Below are 20,906 nucleotides of genomic sequence, written 5' to 3'. Positions count from 1 at the left end.
AATTAGTAGGCCACCTCTCCAATATAATAAAATCCCTTACATTCTGTTAATTTAACAGGAATAAGTGAACCAATCATATCCGGTGTACCGGTAAAATGAACCAATATATTATTGCTTAACCTTCCGGTCAGTAACGTGTTATTCTGTTCATTTACTTCCTCCACCAAAACTTCCTTAATTTCACCTTCATGTCTGGCAGTAAGCTCCCCTGAGATTTCCTGGATTACCTTTAGCAGGCGGTCAAACCGCTCTTTGGCAACAGCCTCATCCACCTGGTCCTCCATCTGGGCGGCAGGGGTACCGGAACGTTTGGAATAAAGAAAGGTATAAGCACTGTCATACCGTACTTTCTTTACTACCTCAAGGGTCTCTAAAAAGTCCTCTTCCGTCTCTCCCGGGAAACCTACAATTATATCGGTAGTCAAAGATATATCCGGCATTGCGGTTTTTATCCGGTCTACTAAAGATAAATAATCCTCCTTGGTATATCTGCGGTTCATAATCTTTAAGACGTTACTGCTGCCGGACTGTACCGGAAGATGTAGATGACTGCAGATTTTTTTAGAAGCTTTCATAACTTCAATTAAGGAATCGGATAAGTCCTTCGGATGAGAAGTCATAAAACGAATCCGTTTCAGACCTTCGATTTTTTCAATTTCTTTTAAAAGTTCTGCAAAAGATATGGGATTGTTAAGGGTTTTTCCATAGGAATTGACATTCTGACCAAGGAGCATGATTTCAACTACACCATCGGCGGTTAACTCCTTGATTTCCTTAATAATATCCTCCGGATTACGGCTTCTTTCCCTTCCTCTTACATAGGGCACAATGCAATAACTGCAAAAATTATTGCAGCCATACATTATGTTGACTCCGGCCTTGAATTTAAACTTCCTTTCACTAGGAAGATCTTCCACAATCTGATCGGTATCTTTCCATATATCAATAATCATACCTTTGGATGTTAATCTGGAATATATTAATTCTGCCAATTTAAAAATATTATGTGTTCCAAAAATGATATCAACAAACCGATAGCTCTTTCTTATTTTTTCAACTACTGCGTCCTCTTGCATCATACAGCCGCATAAAGCAATCATCATATTAGGATTTTTCCGTTTTAAGCTATTTAAGTAACCAAGTCGCCCATATACACGGGTATTGGCATTCTCCCTTACGGTACAAGTATTATAGGCTACGAAATCCGCTTCCTCCGTATCAGTTTCATGAAATCCGACTTTCTCTAATATACCGGCTAACTTTTCGGAATCCTTGGCATTCATCTGACAGCCAAAGGTCTGGGTAATGTAGGTTAGTGGTCTACCGGCTTCTTTTTCCTTTTCCCTGACCCATTCCCTGCACATAGCCATAAAATAATACTGGCGTTCCGGTTCTTTTACCGGTTCCTTACCGTTTATATCAACTTTATCTAAATCAATATCCGTATAAATCATCTTTAATCTCTACTTTCTTATAAAATTATGACAGTAAGATTATATATGAATTACAGGAAAATTTCAACACGCAATATTTTACCGGTAAGTTCTTATACCATATTCTATCAGTAAAACTGAGTATATTTATGTAAGCTTTACACGAATTTTCTTTACACAACGTATTCAATTATACCAGGCTAATGTTTTTTATCCCGATGGAATTTAGAATTATTATATTCGTTTTTCTCTATTAAAACAGTTTCAATATCGATATCATATTGATAACACATTATAAATATCCGTATGATAACATCGGCTAATTCAGAAGGGATACCTTTTGGTTCGCTGTCCTCCCTGTAATAGGTATAACAGGGATGGTAACCTTCATTAAACTCATTCAGGGCTTCTGATAATTCCTTATGGCATAAGGCGATAAGTTCAAAAAAAGTTTTGTCCCCACGCCTAAAATAACCACATTTTAAAGCATTATCACCGACTTCTTTGATAAAATCCTTTATATTTAGATTATCATGGAGCTTTGTGTTATCTTTTGCAGTACTTTCAAATGTCAGTTTCCCATTCGTATACAGAGTTAATACCCATCTGCCTAAATCCTTTAATGCACTGTTAAATGATTCTGCGGTTCCAGAATTAAGATTATTTTGTTCCATGCATTTTTTTATCAACCTTTGTAATTTTGTCATTTAATCATCTCCTGTATCAGTTAAGATAAAAATAATTTGAACCTTGTATCCATTAATTCCTTTACTATGGTTTATAACTCCATTATTAAATTATTTGCTTACTGGCAATACCCTTCTCCTTTATGTACAATTAATTTCCCCCAATGTCCATATTAAGAATATGTCCTAACGCCTTCTGCCGCCGAGTATGGAAGGCAAAACTATTAATTTTCTTGTATGTAATTACCAATCCTGTCATCCCTAACTTTTCAGTTCTTAAAAAATCAAAGGGATATGTGTACCGGATAAAAACACGATTGTTTCACCCTGATGCACATATCCCAAAAAGTATCTTAATCCTAAAAAGTTCTACCTCTGGATTAATAAATGTTAATTTCTTACCGAATCTGCCCGTTACCGAATATAATGTATTTCGTGGAAGTCAAGGCGGTCAGGCCCATTGGTCCTCTGGCATGAAGTTTCTGGGTACTGATACCGATTTCAGCTCCAAAGCCGAATTCGCCGCCATCTGTAAACCGTGTTGAAGCATTGACATACACAGCTGCTGCATCGATTTCATTTAAAAACTTCATAGCATGATCATAATCTTTGGTGATAATGGACTCGGAATGTTTTGTATTGTAATAATTAATATGTGCAATGGCTTCCTCAATGGTATCGACAATTTTTAAGGAAATAAACCGGTCTAAATATTCTTTGCCGTAATCCTCTTCTTTTGCCGGTTCCATCTTATCACAAATTGCCAGAGCTCTTTCGTCTGCGCGGAAGATAATCTGTTTTTCGGTTAATCTTTCATAGATCAAAGGAAGGAATTCCTCTGCAATTTTACTGTGTACTACTAATGATTCACAAGCATTGCATACTCCCAGACGCTGGGTCTTGGCGTTATCAATGATATTAAGAGCCATTTCAAAATCCGCAGCTTCATCGACATATACGTGACAGTTTCCGGTTCCGGTCTCAATTACCGGTATGGTGCTGTTCTCGATTACCGTACGGATTAGTCCTGCTCCACCCCGTGGAATCAATAAATCAATGTACTGATTTAACTGCATCATTTCTTTTGCCGTTTCTCTGCTGGTATCTTCAATTAACTGCAGAGCATCTTCCGTCAGACCAACCTGTTTCAGCGCTTTTCTAATTACAGCAACAATAGCCGTATTGGAATGAAGGGCATCACTGCCGCCCCGTAATATAACGGCATTTCCAGTTTTAAAGCAAAGACCGAAGGCATCTGCTGTAACATTAGGACGGGATTCGTAGATGATACCAATTACACCAATTGGAACGCGTTTCTGACCGATGACCAGACCATTAGGACGTGTATTCATGGATATCACTTCACCAACCGGATCATTTAAATCCACAAGATCTAGTAGTCCTTTTGCCATACCTTTTATGCGGTCGTGATTTAACCGAAGACGGTCTATTAAAGATTCTGCCATACCATTTTCAACTGCCTTTGCAATGTCTTGTTCATTGGCTGTTAGCAGCTTTGCTTCATTGGCAAGTAATGCCTCGGCAGCAGCCTTAAGACCTTCATTTTTGCGTGTCACACCCAGTGTATTCAATACCGTGGCGGCTGTTTTGGACCTGGCACCCAGCTCATTAAGATACTTCATCGTAATCCACCTTCCTTATAATTATTGATAAATTATATAAATTTGATTTGTAAACTTAAATTATTTAATCAAACCGCTTTGGGTTATTATGTGATCTACCTTTATATCATGTTCCTCTGCAGGGAGTTTAGGAAGAATCTGAAAATCATAAGCCAAAGCTGTTTTTATCCAGGAGAAATCCTTGTATTTTCCAAAAAATGCGTCGTAATACCCTTTTCCATAACCAATACGGTTACCAAGGAGGTCAAATGCCAGCCCTGGCACTATAATTAGATTCTCATTTCCTTTTTTGGGTACAGCTTCTTCGTTTCTCGTATCCGGCTCGAGGATTCCAAGAACTCCGGGTTTTAAATTCTTAAGAGAACTGATATAGTAAAACTTCATTCCGTCACCGGTTATTTTAGGTACAGCAATTCTTTTCCTCCCTGACAAAGCCTCCTCAATAAAAGCTGATGTTATGACTTCCTGATTAAAGGAAATATAACAAAAAACTTCGCTGGCCCTTTGGTATTCCCTTTGCTCTGTTAGCTTCTTAATAATTAGGTTGCTGTAAGTCTCCCGTTCCTGAAAGGATAATCTGCTTTTCTGTTCTCTGATATTTTTGCGGATTTCCTGCTTTATCATTACTGTAAATCCTTTTTCTTAAGTTCCGTTACGGTACCATCCGGATTTAATAAGGAAATCTGGTTTAAGGTACCCCGGAGATTCTTTCGTATCGCATTAATATATTCGCTTCTTAAATCAGCCTGTTCCTGCTTTTCTTCGCCTGTCAGACCCCCGTTCTGGGATTTCTTATATAATTCATTGATTCTTGCTAACTTATTGTCATCCATTTTTCTTTACCTCTCTTACCATAAGCTGTTTTATTCATCTGTTTATAACAGTTTTTAGACCTGACCCAAAGTGATTACGGATACTGTCTGGTACGGATATAATCCAACAATACAAAATTTTCATCTTTATGGGCTTTGAACAAGGTTCCCACATTCCTGCCTTCCATAATTTCATTAATTATGTAAATGTCTTCTCCGTTGGCAATAATCATATCAGCACCTGAGTCCGTAGCAATTCTTGCCGCGGAAATCTTGGTAGTCATGCCGCCGGTTCCAACAGACGTCGAGGAATCCTTACCCATCTTAGCCAGTTTCTCATCTATTACCTCTACATAATCAATAAAAACAGCTTCTATATTCTTACGAGGATCATCCGTATATAAACCGTCAATATCTGACAAAAGTATTAACAGGTCTGCATCAACCAAAGCAGCTACCAAAGCAGATAAGGTATCATTATCGCCGAATTCAATCTCGTCGGTGGAAACCGTATCATTCTCATTAACAATAGGTATAACACCCATGGTCAGCAATTCTTCAAAGGTATTTCTGGCATTCTCTCTGCTGATATCATTAATCATAGTATATTTTGTCATAAGGATTTGTGCCGGGACCTGATTGTATTCTGCAAATAATTTCTGGTATACCATCATCAGCCTGGCCTGGCCCACAGCCGCACAGGCCTGCTTAGCAGCCTTATCCTTTGGTTTTTCCTTTAATCCAAGGGTTTCCCGTCCTACCGCTATTGCTCCGGAGGATACCAGTATAACATCCTTGCCCTGGTTTCTGAGATCCGTTAATACCCGTACCAGTTTTTCCATTTTAGAAAGATTCAGACTACCGGTACTTTCATGTGTCAGGGAAGATGAACCTATTTTAATGACAATCCGTTTTTTATCTTTAATGGCATCTCTGTTAAAAGACATATGTGCTCCTCTCGTATCACGAAATCAATACTTATATTATGAACCTTGCTGCGTATCTCGATTACACATACCAAGCCGGTTTTATAGTTACTCTTTGATATTTATTCTTTTAATCTTCTTTCTATCTTCCTCTTTTAAGCTTCTTCTTATAATCTTCTTCTTGTAAACTTCTTCTTTTAAGCTTTTTCTTTTAAGCTTCTTCTTTTAAGCTTCTTCTTTTAAGCTTCCACATTAAATCTCCTTCTTTTTCTATCATCCTCTTTTCCTGTCAATTTACATCTTGTATCGTTTCGCAATTGCTTCGAATACCTTTATACCGTCTATTGCCGCAGAGGTTATACCCCCTGCATAACCCGCCCCTTCTCCACAGGGATAGACACCGGATATACTGGCTTCAAACCTTTCATCCCGTTCTATTCTAAGGGGTGAGGAAGTCCTGGTTTCAACTCCTGACAAAACCGCCTCATCATCGCAAAAACCAGGTATGATTCGGTCAAAGGCCTGGACTCCTTCGATGATAGAATCGGTTACATACTCAGGAAGGCACTGTCTTAGATTAGAGAGCTTGTAATTTCCTTTTATATTAGGTTTAATATGCCCTATTGTAACACTCTCCCGGTTCCTTAACAAGTCTCCAAATAACTGGACCGGTATAAGACCACGACCGGTTTCATAGGCTTTTCGTTCCCAGATACGCTGAAATTCAATACCTGCTAACACTTCCGGAATACCTTCCTGTTTTGGAAAGTCCTTCGGTGTTACCGTTACAATTAAGGCACTGTTGGCATTGGCTTCATTCCTGGCATGGTTGCTCATACCGTTTACTGCAATTCCTCCTAGTTCCGAAGAGGAATTTACGACAAAGCCTCCTGGACACATGCAAAAGGAATAAATACTTCTGCCGGTTTTGGCATTAAAGGTAAGTTTATAATCCGCAGCCGGTAACTGGCTGTGGGCCTCCCCATATTGATTTTGGTTAATCAGAAGCTGGGGATGTTCTATCCTTACCCCGATAGCAAATGATTTCGGTGATAACTGAAAACCCTTTTTGTATAGTAATAAAAAGGTATCTCTGGCACTGTGTCCCACTGCCGTTACTAAAACACTACAGGGGATGAACTCTTTGCCGTTAACCTCTATTCCAGCCAATTTACCCTTTTGAAGGGTGAGATCGGTCAGACAGGTATTAAATCTCACTTCACCGCCCAGAGAAATAATTTCTTCCCTTATGCCCTGAACAACAGACCTTAAACAATCGGTTCCGATATGAGGCTTATTAAGATATAATATCTCCTCTGGGGCACCGTGTTCTGCAAATACTTCTAATACCTTATGATTTCTGCCCAATTCATCTTTTACCAGAGTATTTAACTTACCGTCGGAAAAAGTTCCTGCGCCTCCTTCACCAAATTGTACATTGGAATTTACATCCAATTCATTACTGACCCAATAGTGTTCCACTGCCTTAACACGCCGGTTTATTTCATCTCCACGCTCAATAATAATGGGATGGTACCCGTTTCGTGCCAGCATAAGCCCGCAGAACAAACCTGCCGGACCGGAGCCTGCAATGACCGGACGGTGTTTCAGTGTTTCCTCCCCACTGGGTATGAATTCATACTTAGGGCGTTGTCCCAGGGTAATGTTGGGGCTTTTAACCCGTTTCATTACCTTTAATTCCTCCTTAAGGGTAACTAAAACATTATAAACATAAAATGGCGTATTCTTTTTTCTCGCATCGATGGATTTCTTGGTAATAGAAAAATTTAAGATTTCCTGTGGGGAAACCTTCAATTGTTTTGCTATTAGCTTACTTAAATCGTCCTGGGTGTGATTTATATTTAATTTAAGCTGTGTTATTTGAATCATAATTTACACCCATTGCATATCCCAGGCTGGTCTGGGATACTGCCACAAATAAGAATGTGTGAAAGATGCTCAGTGTGGCAACCTTTCTCATAATAAATTTCTTTCATACTTTAACCTTGCATATCGCAAGCTCAGATGCGATACTGCCATTAAAAAGATAGTTTGTTAAATCCTTTTACGGCATCCTTTCAGTTTATTGTTTTTCTTCCATTTCGTATATTCTGTGAAACCTATTTCATGATACCACAGTTCATTCCAGCCACCGCTCCGGTGGTCCAGGCCCATTGAAGATTGTAACCGCCGCAGGTCCCGTCTATATCAATTATTTCACCTGTAAAATAAAGTCCTTTTACTAATTTGGATTCTAAGGTCCGGTCATTAATTTCTGCTGTATCAACGCCTCCCGCAGTAACTTGTGCCTGGTCAAAGGTTCCAGGCCCGCTTATAACAACCTTCCATTCTTTAAACTGTTCTGCCAGATGATAAAGCTTATTTTTCCCAACCAAAGCACATAGTTCCAAGGGATCGATTCCTGCCTGTTTTAATCCAACATAAGCAAGTTTATTATTAAATAATCCAATCAAGGCTTCTTCAGCTGTAACAGAGGGGTTTCGTCCTACCCGTTTATATAACATCTCTACTAACTCTTCTTTTGTAACCTCAGGAAGAAAGTCAATAAGCAGGTGAACTTTTTTCTTTTGGTCTAGTGCTCTGGTGGCATAACTGCTTAACTGCATAATTGGGATTCCGGAGACTCCGTAAGCTGCCAGCAATAATTCTCCCTGTTCTTCCGCTGCAAAGTTATCCTCTATAAACAGCCTGATAAACACTTTGGTTCTGACGCCTGCTAATGTTTTGAAATATTTAGCATCAGATTTTAATTGTACCAATGCCGGCAGGGGTTTTATAATTCTGTGTCCCAATTTTTCAGCAAGTCCGTAGCCGCTTCCGTCGGAACCAAGATTTGGGGAAGCACATCCTCCGGCTGAGAGTATAACAGTATCGGCTGTATACTCTCCCTTATTTGTTATAATAAGGAATCCGCTCTTGTCCTTTTTAATTCCTTCTACGTCAACCTCGCAGCAGATTTTTACCTTCAGGCGATTAAGCTCAAGTTTTAGTACCTCGACCACAGAAGAAGCCTGTTCGGAATTAGGATATAGATAACCGTTTTTTTCTTTTGGATATATGCCAAGCTCCTTAAATAAATCAATAGTATGGTTAACATGAAACAATGGCAGTACCTTCATGGCAAAGGAACTGTCATTTCCTCTGTACATCTTAGGACCTTGATCAAGGTTTGTATAGTTACATTTACCATTACCGGTAGCTAAAATCTTTTTCCCGATTTTATCCTTATGTTCCAGCACCGTGACTTTTTCCAACTGCCTGGCAGCAAAGACCGCTGCCATTAATCCTGAGGCTCCGCCGCCAACAATAATAACATTACCCATAGAGGGAATCCTCCCTATCGTCTGATCTATATGATGTATATTTTAATAATTATAGTTTGTAATTATACAATACCTATATTTTAACCATACTTTACCGTTATTTCAAGTAGTATTATTGGGGGAGGTGTTCATTTTGAAGTTTTTTCATGTTTTTCTTGTTATATATTAACATTTTTTAAAGTAAAACTTTATCATTTACAAACATTTCTTTTAAATTGTCAGCAAAAGCATGGCTTTAATACATAACTTTGCATAGTCTTTCATCTTTAACAAAAATCTGGCTCTGTTAAAATATTCTATTTTGGATGTTTTAACAGGGGCAGTATCCGTTATAATATACTTTATAACAAAGAGGCTTTGTAAGATAGTTCACGGTACCTTACAGTGGCCCCTTGTATCCGGATACTAGTTAAATTCATTAATTCAGGGAGGTTTCATTTTGAAAGAAAACAGATATGAGTTAAACAAAGAACTCGCCCAGATGCTTAAAGGCGGGGTTATTATGGATGTCACTACACCAGAACAGGCTGTTATTGCAGAGAATGCCGGTGCTTGTGCGGTTATGGCCCTGGAGCGGATTCCGGCGGACATACGGGCCGCTGGAGGTGTCGCCCGAATGAGTGATCCTGCTATGATAAAGGGGATTCAAAAGGCAGTTTCCATTCCTGTAATGGCAAAATGCCGTATCGGTCATTTTGCAGAAGCACAGATTTTAGAAGCGATTGAGATCGACTATATTGATGAAAGTGAAGTTTTATCCCCTGCTGATGATGTATATCATATCGATAAGACTAAATTTAAAGTTCCTTTTGTATGCGGTGCGAAAGATCTGGGAGAAGCCTTGCGCCGAACCAGTGAAGGGGCAGCTATGATCCGCACCAAAGGAGAACCAGGTACCGGTGATATTGTCCAGGCGGTAAGACATATGAGAAAAATGAACCGGGAAATTGCAAGCCTTGCCGCTTTAAGGGAAGAGGAGCTGTATCAGGCCGCCAAAGAATTACAGGTGCCTTATGATTTAGTACAGTATGTCCATAACAGGGGCAGACTTCCGGTGGTTAACTTTGCCGCCGGCGGTGTAGCTACTCCTGCCGATGCTGCTCTTATGATGCAGTTAGGAGCAGAAGGGGTTTTTGTAGGTTCCGGTATCTTTAAGTCCGGCAATCCAGCGAAACGTGCTGCTGCCATCGTAAAAGCCGTTACCAATTTTACAGATGCCAAATTAATAGCGGATTTGTCGGAGGATTTAGGAGAAGCCATGGTTGGAATAAATGAAAATGAGATTAACCTGTTAATGGCAGAAAGGGGCAGATAAATGACAATCGGAGTTTTAGCCTTACAAGGGGCTTTTATTGAACATGAAAACGCTTTAAGCAGATTAGAGACAGAGTCCTTTGAAATACGGAAAAAATCCGATTTAAACAGACCTATGGACGGACTGATCCTTCCTGGTGGAGAAAGTACTGTAATGGGAAAGTTATTAAAGGACTTAAAACTGTTTGACCCTTTAAAGGAAATGCTTGAAGGAGGTCTGCCGGTTTTAGGCACCTGTGCCGGTTTAATTCTGTTAGCTTCCCATCTTGCAGATTCTGATACGGTCCATTTTGGGACGCTTCCTGTTACAGTAAGGCGTAATGCTTATGGACGGCAGTTAGGGAGTTTTTATACGGAGAACTATTTTGAAGGAATTGGTATGGTTCCAATGAAATTCATACGGGCACCATATATAGAAGCAGCAGGCAGTTCTACGCAAATCCTGGCTGTAGTTGATAACCGGATTACTGCTGTTCGGTATAAAAACCAGTTAGGTATCTCCTTTCATCCAGAACTCACCGACAATCTTATGATACACCGCTATTTTCTTAATATGACTGGTCTTTTAAATAATATGTGATGCCAACTATAAGGGTATCATGCCTGACGTTTTAACTTCTTATACAAAATAACGCGAATGATAGCAGAATTATAAAATTCTACAGTCATTCGCGTTTTAAGTATCATTTATCCTGCTAATTCTCTCTGATTATCCTGCAGGTTTTTTCAAGATCTGCCTCGGAATGGGCAGCCGATACGAACATGGCTTCATACTGGGAGGGCGCAACATAAATTCCCTGTTCCAGCATAGTTCTAAAATAAGCGGCATATTTGCCAGTGTCGGAAGAAACTGCCGAATTATAATCCTTAACTTCTTTGTCTGTGAAAAAAGCACTTAACAAAGAACCAATTTGATTGACTTTAATAGCCTCCCCTTTACCGGCTGCCCTGTCTGCATAAGCATCGGCAAGTAATTTTGCTTTTACTTCCAGCTCTTGGTATATGAATGTATTTTTCTTTAGGATTTCAAGAGTTTTTATACCTGCTGCGGTTGCAATTGGATTACCTGAGAGGGTTCCCGCCTGATAAACAGGACCAAGAGGAGAAACAACCTGCATAATATCTCTTCTTCCGCCGTAAGCACCAATGGGCATTCCACCACCTACAATTTTACCAAGGGTAGTAAGATCCGGCTTTATATTAAAATATGCCTGAGCACCTCCAAGACCTAATCGAAATCCGGTGATAACTTCGTCAAAAATAAGTAATGCCTCTTCTTTATAGGTTATCTCCCTTAAGTAAGATAAAAAATCCTCCTCCGGCAGTACTACTCCCATATTGGCAGCAACCGGCTCCACTAGAACAGCAGCTATCTTTCCTTTAAACCGTTCAAATAATTGACTGACAGATGCTTTATCATTATAATCTGCAATCAGGGTATTTTCTGTATAAGACGCTGGAACTCCTGCACTATCCGGGACCGACTGGGTAAGTGCTGCCGAACCGGCTTTAACCAGTAATCCGTCAGAATGTCCGTGATAACAGCCTCGAAATTTAATAATCATATCCTTTTTCGTATAACCTCTGGCAGTCCTTATGGCACTCATGACCGCTTCGGTTCCGGAACTTACTAACCTTATCATTTCCATAGAGGGCATAATTTCTGAAATCAATTCGGTTAGGATAATCTCTTTTTTAGTAGGTGCACCATAAGTTAAACCATCAAGGGCAGCTTTTCTTACCTCTTCGACTACTTCTTCGTGGGCATGTCCTAAGATAGCAGGTCCCCAGGAACACACATAATCGATATATTCATTGCCGTCTGCATCATAAATTTTACTGCCCTTAGCCCGTTCTATAAATAACGGAGTCCTTCCTACAGACCCAAAAGCCCTTACCGGACTGTTGACACCTCCCGGCATAAACTTTACTGCTTTTTGATATAATTCTTCCGATTTCTGAGTCTTCATTGATTCATCTCCTTAATCCAACCGGCAACCTCCAAGGCATGATAGGTAATGATAATTTTAGCACCGGCACGTTTCATTGCCGTTATATTTTCCATAACTATTTTTTTCTCATCAATCCAGCCGTTCATAGCAGCTGCTTTTACCATTGCATATTCACCGCTGACATTATAAGCAGCTATCGGGTAATCTGTTTCAAGAGCAACGGATTTTATTACATCCAGATAGGCCAGGGCTGGTTTAATCATAACGATATCCGCTCCTTCTTTGATATCATCAAAAACCTCTCGGAGAGCTTCCTTTGAATTGGCATAATCCATCTGATAGGTTTTCCGGTCGCCAAATCCCGGTGCCGAATGGGCAGCATCCCGAAAAGGAGCATAATAGCCGGAGGCATATTTTGCGCTGTATGCCATAATAGGAGTATTAATAAAACCATTGTTATCCAGTACCTTACGGATTTCGCCTATATGTCCGTCCATCATATCAGAGGGGGCGATCATATCAGCTCCTGCCTGGGCACAGGTCAGTGCTGCTTCTGCTAATAATGGGAGAGTTTCATCATTTAATATGACTCCATCTTTTATTAATCCGCAATGTCCATGGGAGGTATATTCACAGAGACAGATATCTGCCACAAGAATAAACTCCGGATAAGCGGCTTTTATATACCGGATTGCTTTTTGTACAATTCCGTCTTTATTATAAGCTTCGCTGCCGGTTTCATCCTTATGTGCAGGTATACCAAAAATCAGAAGGCTCTTTACGCCGCTTTTCTTAATACGCACTAATTCTTCCCCTAAGCGATCAAGGGAGTACTGATAGATCCCCGGCATGGAATCCACCGGATTTTTTTGATTTTCTCCTTCTATTACAAAGATCGGATAAATCAGGTCTGATACTTGAACACTGGTTTCCCTTACCAATTCTCTTATCGTCTCATTTACCCTTAGTCTTCTTCGCCTAATCATTTGTTATCCTCCTGTTAAAAACTGCTGATAATTTCAACTTAAAATTTCCTATACCCCTATAAGTTGGATACTTCTGTATTTTAAACAGTTCTATCTAGCTTAATTAAGAAGAGTTTCCAGCTCGGTTAATAATATGATACTTTAAATCAAATACTAAGTTATAATATTAATATCAATACCTAACTTACAGTACTAAGTTATTATATTAATATCAATACCTAACATTCAGTACTAAGTTATTATATTAATATCAATACCTAACTTACAGTACTAAGTTATTATTTTATATCAATACCTTAATCCACAGTACGAAGTATCATGTCGTTATCATAAGACTTACACGAATTTAGTCTTAGATATTTTTAATTTCGGTATCATTTAATATACATTCAACGATACCCTTAACGCTAAATTCCTTAGCCGAAATAAACCCGGTAACGCCATAACCTGCAAGACATTTTGCAGTTACTTCTCCGATACTGACGATAACCGTATGTTCTAAACGGGCACTTAAACTTTCCTCTGCGTTTTCAAAAAAGCCTTCTACACCAGAAACACTGGCAAAGGTAATATAGTCATAACCTGATAACTCCTTGATTACCCTCTGCTTTTTCACTTCCTCGATTACAATGGAATAAAGCTTTATATCTGTATATGGTATATGTTGCTTATCCAAACGATCAGTTAAATCCTTTGAACCATTTAATGCTCTTGGGATTAACAGTCGGTCTTCTTCTTTTAAGATATCAGCCAGCCCTTTTGCTAAAGCCGCTGTAGTATAAGTCTCTGGCATATAATCCGCAGTAAAACCCTGTTTTAACAAAGCATCTTTCGTACCGTTTCCTACTACGGCAAATTTAATCCTAGCAAAATGTCTGTAGTCTATCTGCTGCTTTTTTATATACTCAAAGAATAGATCAACCCCATTGGTACTGGTAAAGACAAGCCAGGTATAAGACATTAAACTACCAACTGCCTGGGCTAATTCTTTGTTGTCCGTATGTTCTTTAACCTGTAAAAACCCCAGGTCATAAACCTGGGCTCCGTACTGCCTTAACTCACCCGCCAGTTTATCCGTTAATTTCTTTGTGCCGGTTACTCCGATTCGTTTTCCGGTTAACCTGCCGCTTTTTTCTTCTTTCATATTAAGTTGTGCAACACCTCCAATTATTATAATAGCCGGAGATTTGATATTATTTTGAGTAACCTTTAAAGTAATATCTGCCAGGGTTCCCTTCACCGTTTTCTGTCTGCATGTGGTTCCCTTTGATATAACCGCAGCCGGTGTGCTCCCATCTTTTCCGTATTTTAATAGTTCACTTACTATAAGAGATAAGTTGCCAAGTCCCATTAAAAATATAAGGGTTCCCTCTAACTTTGCTAATACTTCATAATTATCCGTAAGCTGGTTCTTAGAATCTCTGGTATGTCCTGTTATAACATGAAAGCTTTGGCTGACCCCCCGGTGGGTCACAGGAATACCGGCATAAGTGGCGGCTGCTATGGCTGAAGTAATTCCTGGAATGACCTCGTAAGGTATTTCCTCCTGCTGCAAAGCCATTACCTCTTCACCGCCCCTGCCAAATACAAAGGGATCACCGCCTTTTAAACGGACAACCTGTTTACCCTCCAAGGCTTTCTTAACAATAAGTTCATTAATCTCTTCCTGGTTAAAACTGTGTCTGCCCACTTCTTTTCCTACATATAATTTCTCACTATCTGCCGGAACCAGATCAAGGAGGCTGTCTGCGGCCAGTCTGTCATAAATTACGACCTCACATTCCTTTAATCTCGCCTCTCCTTTTATAGTAAGCAGTTCTGGATCACCAGGACCTGCTCCGACTAAATAGACCATCCCTTTTTTACTCATAAAAAGCTCCCATATATCCTGTTAGACCAGGTTAATTTATATAAATAATTCAAACTTCGCTGTTATTTTTGTCTTAGTATACTTGATAAAATCAGCAAGGAAGGTGATTAAGAAAGCATTGATTATGCTATGTTTCATAAGCTTAGGATTCTGAGCCTGGAATTCACTAATGATTTTTTCAGGTGGTAAAGCAAGACCCAAAAAGCACAAACTCCTCGCTATGCTCGTCAAACAGTGTGCATTTTGAGTCTAAACCACCTGAAAAAGTCATAAGTGAATTAGCAGACTCAGAATAAAGCGCTTATGAAACATAGCATAATCATGCTTTCAATTTAGCTTTAGGGCTGATTTTATCAAGTGTTTTTAAGTTTATTAACTACGAAGTTTGAGCAAATAATTATTCCACAAAACTTAATTATTGTTAAATTCCAAGTTTCAGCTTATGAACTAAATCCTGCGCAAGGCCAAGTCTGTTTTCTACTGCTGTAGTCCCATTCATCCTTATTACTTTTCCGTCATGCTTATACATTATCCTTAAAGTTATCTGATCCTTTTGTATTTTGGAATAAACCCCGATAGGTTCACTGCAACCAGCACCAAGAAGCTTTAATACCTCTCGTTCGGTTTCCAATGAATACATGGAGTATAAATCACTCCAGGAGTATAAATCACTCCAGGAGTATAAATCACTACTGGAAGTAATATCACTACTGGTGGTAAGTTCACTACAGGAGGTGATTTCATTCCTTACGCCCCGATCTTTTCCATTATTTTCAGTAGTAAATAATTCTTTTAAGAATACATCCTTCTTTCTTCCCTCAACTGCAATAACCCCCTGTCCGGCTGCTGGTATAAAGGTTTCTTCATTCAAATACTCATATTGAAATTCTTCCTCGTCTAGCATACCCAAACGTTTAAGTCCGGCTGCTGCCAGAATGATGGCATCATATTCTTTTTCCCTTAGTTTGTTTAATCTGGTTCCTACATTCCCACGTAAATTCTTAATCTGTACCTGATAGAGTTCTTCTAATTGTACCTGACGTCTTAAGCTGCTGGTGCCTACTATCCCTCCTGGTCTTAACGGAGAAGCTTTTCTGGTAACCAGCACATCTCTTGGGTCTTCTCTTTTTGATACAGCCAGTATATCAAGCCCTTCTTTTAATTCGATGGGCATATCCTTTGCACTATGTACAGCTAAATCAATATTTCCAGCAAGAAGGGCATCTTCAAATTCTGTGATAAATGCACCTTTTCCCCCAAAGCTTTCCAGAGGTTTATCAAGTATCTTATCACCGATTGTAGTCAAGGGCACCAGTTCAATTTGGATATCTTTATTCTTTGCCTTTATTGCACTTACTACCAGTTCTGTCTGAATCATAGCCAGTTGGCTTTTTCTTGTTCCGATTTTAATTATCTGTTCCACTGATACCTCCCTGATTAACGATACCTTTCTTTTTCATTCTGAATTATTTCTCTTACATCCTCATCGGTTAGTTTTCCTTTTTTTAAACAGCCTAATTCCACCAATTGCTTAAATACCTGTTTCCTTTTTTCTTCCTCCTCAAAGGAGCTTAGTACTGCTTCTCTGGTACTTCCCAGGTGTTCCACCAGTTCAGCCAGGTAATCCGGAATCACTTCATTAATCTTTTTCTTTAGTTTCTGTGAAATAATCGGGCTTTTACCGGAGCTGGTCACTCCAACGGTTATGTCCCCTTTTTTTACGAAGGCAGGAAAGATAAAACTGCACTCTTCTTTGATATCCACTACATTAACCGGTATTTTTCTCTCCCGGCATTCTGCGGATATCCTTTGATTTACCAAAAGGTCATTGGTTGCTGCAATGACTAAGAATGCCCCAAAAAGATCCTCGGTCTCATAGTTTTTCCGCTTCCTACTTATCTTATCTTCTGCTATTAACGGTTCACAGAATTCTGCTGCTATAACCGTTACCTTTGCTTCAAATTCCAACAGTGCCTTAACCTTACGGTAAGCCACCAGCCCTCCGCCAATCACTACACATGATTCATTCTTTAAATCCATAAACATTGGAAAATACGCCACAATAAAATCTCCTTTGTATCATTTAGGTATCTCAAACAGTACTCAAATATCTGTCAGCATTTTCAAACTTTGCAAAATAACTTTTAATTCATCGTTGGTTACACTATTCCGTATCCGGTACAATATACTTTCAAAGGACTGCTGCTCAAAAACCGATTTGATTTCACTCATATGAGGAACAAAATCCCTGAAGTTAATCTCTTTATAAAATTCATCCACCTGTTTTTTTAGGATTACCTTGGCAGCTTCGATTTCCTGAGTTTTTAAATTATTATTTTCTTCCGACAATTGTTTGAAATAATCGATATCAATTAAACGAATATTTTTTAATTTCTCTATCCCTTTATCAATATCTGTAGGTACTGCCAGATCAATAAATAAGCGTTTCTTATCATCGGTCAGATAGGTTTTAAGTTCTTCATAGGTTATGGTGTAATGGGGACTTGCAGTCGCACTGATAATGATATCTGCTTCATTTATTTTATCATATCTGTTTTGATAATCAATCATTTTAACTTCCGGGTATAATAAAACTAACTCCTCCGACAGGTTATGATTTCTGTAGGTTCCTATAATTTCCACATTTTTATTATGGTAGAGGTTTTTCATAACTATCGTACCAAACTTACCGGAGAGTCCAATAATTAATACCTTTTTTACTTCCGCTTTTTCAGAAAAATGAAATACTTCATTTGCTGCTAAGGTACCGATGGAAATGGAGGTTTTTGATAATTTGGTGTCCGTTTTCACTTTTTTAGCACAGGTAATAGCCTCCCGAAATAACGTATTTAATAAAAAATCCGTAGTTCCGGCTTCTAACGCAATCTTATAATCCTCTTTTACCTGCCCAAGGATTTCATCTTCTCCAATTAACATGGAATCAAGACCACTGGCTACCTGAAATAAATGTTTCACGGCTTTTTCTTCACTGTACCGAAGAAAATACTTCATCATTTTATTATATTCTATCTGCTTTCTGGTTAAAAGCAGTTCCATTATCTGCTCTGGGGCATTCTCTTCACCGGTTATATATACTTCTGTGCGGTTGCAGGTCGCAATTAATACACATTCCCTGACAGCCTGCAGCTTTACCGCACTTTGTATCAATTCGATTTTTTCTTCCCTTGAAAAGGTTAGTAATTCTCTGACCTCAACCGGTGCTGTTTTATGGCTGATGCCTATGTTGTATAGTTTCATTTGTATTCCTCTTTCTTGCCTGATACCGTATTTACTTTTTTGCGACAGGGTTATCGCTTCCATTAATTATAACACAAACTTTTGAAAGGTACAGGTAAAAGTTTATTGGAAGGTAGGATGTTTAAAGGGGGCGGCAGTATCCTGGCAGGCTTGTAATTTTTTTGTAGGGAAAGAACCCTCCTGGCACTAGAAAACTTGGTGAACCGCTTAAAGCAGGAGGAAAAGTGTAAAACTCGCTAACGCTCAGACAGTTACACTTTTCCTCCTTGGCGCGGTTCTCCAAGTTTAAGTGCCAGGAGGGTTCTTTCCAATACAAAAAAATTACAAGCCTGCCAGGATACTGCCTTAGTCTTTGGATGCATTGTATCTTACTTTCTGGTTTGCTGTGAAGTTGTAACGACGATTCGCATTGTGATGTCAGGTGAGGACTTGACTTAAGATTATCCTAAAAAAGAGTTAAGGAGTTGTTGCAAAATTGTAGGATATGTTGCTTGGGTTTTGAATAATCCGTATTGCTTCCCAAGTAACATATTCCTAATTTTGCAAAAACTCCTTTTTTGGTTTTTAACTGATATTTTCTCTTAATTCTCTGTGATATAAAGTGCGTTTTTTTCTATTCTACAACGACACCTTTTTGCAGCATTATATTGGCATAAAGTGCTTTTTCACTGGTTGCTATTATAGCATAGACAGTTTTTGCTTCTTCATAGAAGGCAAAGCGTTCGATACAGCCTACTGCCTTTTCACCACGGTTATCATATTTTGTAACGATTTCTTTGTAAGTATCCCATATTGGGGTTTCTACCGTATCTCCTGGCATTACTTCCATGAGATTGACCGGTTTTTCTGTGTAGGTATCTAAAGGGAATACTTTTAAGATAGCTTCTAGTAGTTCCGGAACTCCATGTCCGTCACAGCGGATTACGATGGCATTCTTTCCCATGGATTCAGCAGGGAAGTTGCCGTCGGATATAATCAGACGGTCACTGTGACCCATTTCACATAAGACCTTTAATAATTCAGGTGATAAAATTGGTGGTATACCTTTTAACATATTGCCCTCCATCTGCCGCTTTAGCGGCAATTAAAAATACGAAGTAAAACACCCTGTGTGCGCTTATTGAGAGTTGAAAATTGCATATCTTTTCAAGCCGCCACATCCTATTGCATCTATTATACATATATTATCTTCGTATTATTATCCTTGTATTACTATCCTTATATTACTATCCTTATATTACTTATTATACATTATTTCAGAATTAGGTCTTTATAATATTTATAAGCCTCTTCCCAGGCATCCACATTGTCTGGTTCATATCTGGTAATATCCGGGGACTGACCGATAATTCTTCTGGCTTCTGCTAAATCTCTGATTTGTCCGGCTGCAATTAACTGAAGGGCTACGTTACCAAGGACCGTAGCTTCCACGGGACCAGCTATGACTCTGCGTCCGTTTGCATTGGCGGTGAACTGGCATAACTGACTGCTCTTTATTCCTCCTCCCACCATATGAATTGCAGGATAGTCCAGTCCGGTACACTCACTAATTTGTTCCAGGGAATAGCGGTACTTAAGAGCAAGACTTTCGTTGATGCAGCGAATCATCTCTCCTACGGTTTCCGGTACTTTCTGGCCGTGACTACGGCAGTATTCTCTTATTCTTGAGGGTATATCCCCGGACGCTGAAAATTCCGGTGCATCCGGATCAATGAAACTGGCAAAGGGAGCTGCTTTCATTGCTAATTCTTCCAGTTGTCCAAAGCTATACTCATTTCCTTCCCTCATCCATTGCCTTCTGCTTTCCTGAACCAGCCATAATCCGGTAATATTCTTAAGGAAAGAAGCCCTGCCGCCATATCCTCCTTCGTTGGTGATATTATAATAGTCCGACTTCTCATTAATTAAGGGGGCTTCTAGTTCCGTTCCAATCAAGGACCAGGTACCGCAGCTGATAAAGATAAAATTCTCCTCCTTCGAAGGTACTGCAACTAAAGCGCTTTGTGTATCATGACCGGCTACGGCAATGACATCGCATTTCTTAAGCCCCAATTCTTCACAGATTTCATCGGAGAGAACTCCTATTTTGGTGCCGCTTGGTACAATGGTTGGAAATATATGCTTTGGAATGCCAAGGGTCTGTATGACCTTCTCAGACCATACACCCTTTTTGGCATCCAGTAATTGTGTGGTTGAAGCGATGGAATATTCCGCTTTTTTTTCACCGGTTAACATATAGTTAAATAAATCCGGAGTCAGTAATAGTTTATCGGTGCGTTCCAGTAAATCAGGTCTGTTTAAAACTAAAGACAGTAACTGGAAGGCAGTATTAATTTCCATGAACTGATTGCCGGTTATACTGTAAAACTCCTGCTTTGGTAGTTTTAAAAAACTTTCTTCAAGCATTCCTAAGGTGCGGTTATCCCTGTAATGTACCGGATTCTCAAGTAAATTCCCTGCTTTATCAAGGAGACCGAAATCAACGCCCCAGGTATCAATACCAATACTGTCAAATTCTGATTCATGCTTTGCTTTTAATAGACCCTGCTTTATTTCGTGGAATAAACGCAGAATATCCCAGTACATAGTACCATTTACAATAACCGGATCATTGGTAAAACGGTGGATTTCCTTTAACTCAATGGAATTGCCGTCATATGTGCCAAGCATTGCCCTTCCGCT

At 39.3% G+C, this 20,906-nt stretch carries 18 protein-coding genes; 2 read left to right on the top strand and 16 right to left on the bottom strand.

All coding sequences use genetic code 11. From position 1 onward, the window contains the following. Nucleotides 1-2 precede the first annotated feature (2 nt). The 8 genes from miaB to QA584_RS13260 form a co-directional block, all read right to left on the bottom strand. A complete protein-coding gene (gene miaB, locus QA584_RS13295; RefSeq protein ID WP_278274982.1) occupies nt 3-1,454 on the bottom strand; it encodes a tRNA (N6-isopentenyl adenosine(37)-C2)-methylthiotransferase MiaB in 1,452 nt (483 codons plus the stop codon). Nucleotides 1,455-1,633: 179 nt separating this feature from the next. Next, a complete protein-coding gene (locus QA584_RS13290; RefSeq protein ID WP_278274981.1) occupies nt 1,634-2,140 on the bottom strand; it encodes a hypothetical protein in 507 nt (168 codons plus the stop codon). 377 nt (nt 2,141-2,517) lie between these two features. Further along, nucleotides 2,518-3,762, bottom strand: coding sequence for a glutamate-5-semialdehyde dehydrogenase (locus QA584_RS13285; RefSeq protein ID WP_278274980.1), 1,245 nt, complete (start codon nt 3,760-3,762; stop codon nt 2,518-2,520). 60 nt (nt 3,763-3,822) lie between these two features. Next, entirely contained in the window at nt 3,823-4,386 is a 564-nt protein-coding gene (locus tag QA584_RS13280) for a 5-formyltetrahydrofolate cyclo-ligase (protein ID WP_278274979.1), read from the bottom strand. Further along, nucleotides 4,386-4,595: a DUF896 domain-containing protein gene (locus QA584_RS13275; RefSeq protein ID WP_278274978.1), complete on the bottom strand. Its 210-nt coding sequence runs from the start codon at nt 4,593-4,595 to the stop codon at nt 4,386-4,388. The genes QA584_RS13280 and QA584_RS13275 overlap by 1 nt, the downstream gene beginning before the upstream one ends. Nucleotides 4,596-4,669: 74 nt before the next feature. After that, nucleotides 4,670-5,521 (bottom strand): glutamate 5-kinase, encoded by an 852-nt coding sequence (gene proB / locus QA584_RS13270; RefSeq protein ID WP_278274977.1) that lies wholly within the window; start codon nt 5,519-5,521, stop codon nt 4,670-4,672. Nucleotides 5,522-5,794: 273 nt separating this feature from the next. Continuing rightward, nucleotides 5,795-7,390 carry an NAD(P)/FAD-dependent oxidoreductase gene (locus QA584_RS13265; protein ID WP_278274976.1) on the bottom strand — a complete coding sequence of 532 codons (1,596 nt, stop codon included), beginning with the start codon at nt 7,388-7,390 and terminating at the stop codon, nt 5,795-5,797. Between the two features lie 230 nt (nt 7,391-7,620). After that, nucleotides 7,621-8,844, bottom strand: a complete 1,224-nt coding sequence (locus tag QA584_RS13260) for an NAD(P)/FAD-dependent oxidoreductase (RefSeq protein ID WP_278274975.1) — start codon at nt 8,842-8,844, stop codon at nt 7,621-7,623. Between the two features lie 439 nt (nt 8,845-9,283). On the opposite strand from QA584_RS13260, the gene pdxS reads away from it, so the two are divergent. Continuing rightward, entirely contained in the window at nt 9,284-10,159 is an 876-nt protein-coding gene (gene pdxS / locus QA584_RS13255) for a pyridoxal 5'-phosphate synthase lyase subunit PdxS (RefSeq protein WP_278274974.1), read from the top strand. Next, nucleotides 10,160-10,738 (top strand): pyridoxal 5'-phosphate synthase glutaminase subunit PdxT, encoded by a 579-nt coding sequence (pdxT, locus tag QA584_RS13250; RefSeq protein WP_278274973.1) that lies wholly within the window; start codon nt 10,160-10,162, stop codon nt 10,736-10,738. A gap of 115 nt (nt 10,739-10,853) precedes the next feature. Here pdxT and hemL read toward each other — a convergent pair whose 3' ends face one another. The 8 genes from hemL to QA584_RS13210 form a co-directional block, all read right to left on the bottom strand. Continuing rightward, nucleotides 10,854-12,128 carry a glutamate-1-semialdehyde 2,1-aminomutase gene (hemL, locus tag QA584_RS13245; protein ID WP_278274972.1) on the bottom strand — a complete coding sequence of 425 codons (1,275 nt, stop codon included), beginning with the start codon at nt 12,126-12,128 and terminating at the stop codon, nt 10,854-10,856. Further along, nucleotides 12,125-13,096 carry a porphobilinogen synthase gene (hemB, locus tag QA584_RS13240; RefSeq protein ID WP_278274971.1) on the bottom strand — a complete coding sequence of 324 codons (972 nt, stop codon included), beginning with the start codon at nt 13,094-13,096 and terminating at the stop codon, nt 12,125-12,127. Before hemB ends, hemL begins: the two co-directional genes overlap by 4 nt. Before the next feature lie 352 nt (nt 13,097-13,448). Next, nucleotides 13,449-14,966 (bottom strand): uroporphyrinogen-III C-methyltransferase, encoded by a 1,518-nt coding sequence (gene cobA, locus QA584_RS13235; RefSeq protein WP_278274970.1) that lies wholly within the window; start codon nt 14,964-14,966, stop codon nt 13,449-13,451. Nucleotides 14,967-15,387: 421 nt separating this feature from the next. Continuing rightward, nucleotides 15,388-16,389: a hydroxymethylbilane synthase gene (hemC, locus tag QA584_RS13230; RefSeq protein ID WP_278274969.1), complete on the bottom strand. Its 1,002-nt coding sequence runs from the start codon at nt 16,387-16,389 to the stop codon at nt 15,388-15,390. A 14-nt stretch (nt 16,390-16,403) separates the two neighbouring features. Then, nucleotides 16,404-17,027: a precorrin-2 dehydrogenase/sirohydrochlorin ferrochelatase family protein gene (locus tag QA584_RS13225; protein WP_278274968.1), complete on the bottom strand. Its 624-nt coding sequence runs from the start codon at nt 17,025-17,027 to the stop codon at nt 16,404-16,406. 42 nt (nt 17,028-17,069) lie between these two features. Further along, nucleotides 17,070-18,224, bottom strand: coding sequence for a glutamyl-tRNA reductase (gene hemA, locus QA584_RS13220; protein WP_278274967.1), 1,155 nt, complete (start codon nt 18,222-18,224; stop codon nt 17,070-17,072). Between the two features lie 613 nt (nt 18,225-18,837). Continuing rightward, nucleotides 18,838-19,278 (bottom strand): RbsD/FucU family protein, encoded by a 441-nt coding sequence (locus tag QA584_RS13215; RefSeq protein ID WP_278274966.1) that lies wholly within the window; start codon nt 19,276-19,278, stop codon nt 18,838-18,840. 197 nt (nt 19,279-19,475) lie between these two features. Further along, nucleotides 19,476-20,894, bottom strand: a complete 1,419-nt coding sequence (locus tag QA584_RS13210) for a rhamnulokinase (protein ID WP_278275167.1) — start codon at nt 20,892-20,894, stop codon at nt 19,476-19,478. Nucleotides 20,895-20,906 lie beyond the last annotated feature (12 nt).

It is taken from the genome of Anaerocolumna sp. AGMB13025 (genome assembly GCF_029689925.1).
In the GTDB taxonomy this organism is placed as follows: Bacteria; Bacillota; Clostridia; order Lachnospirales; family Lachnospiraceae; genus Anaerocolumna.
Note: the sequence above shows the minus strand (reverse complement) of the source record. Positions and strands in the feature narration are given on the sequence as shown.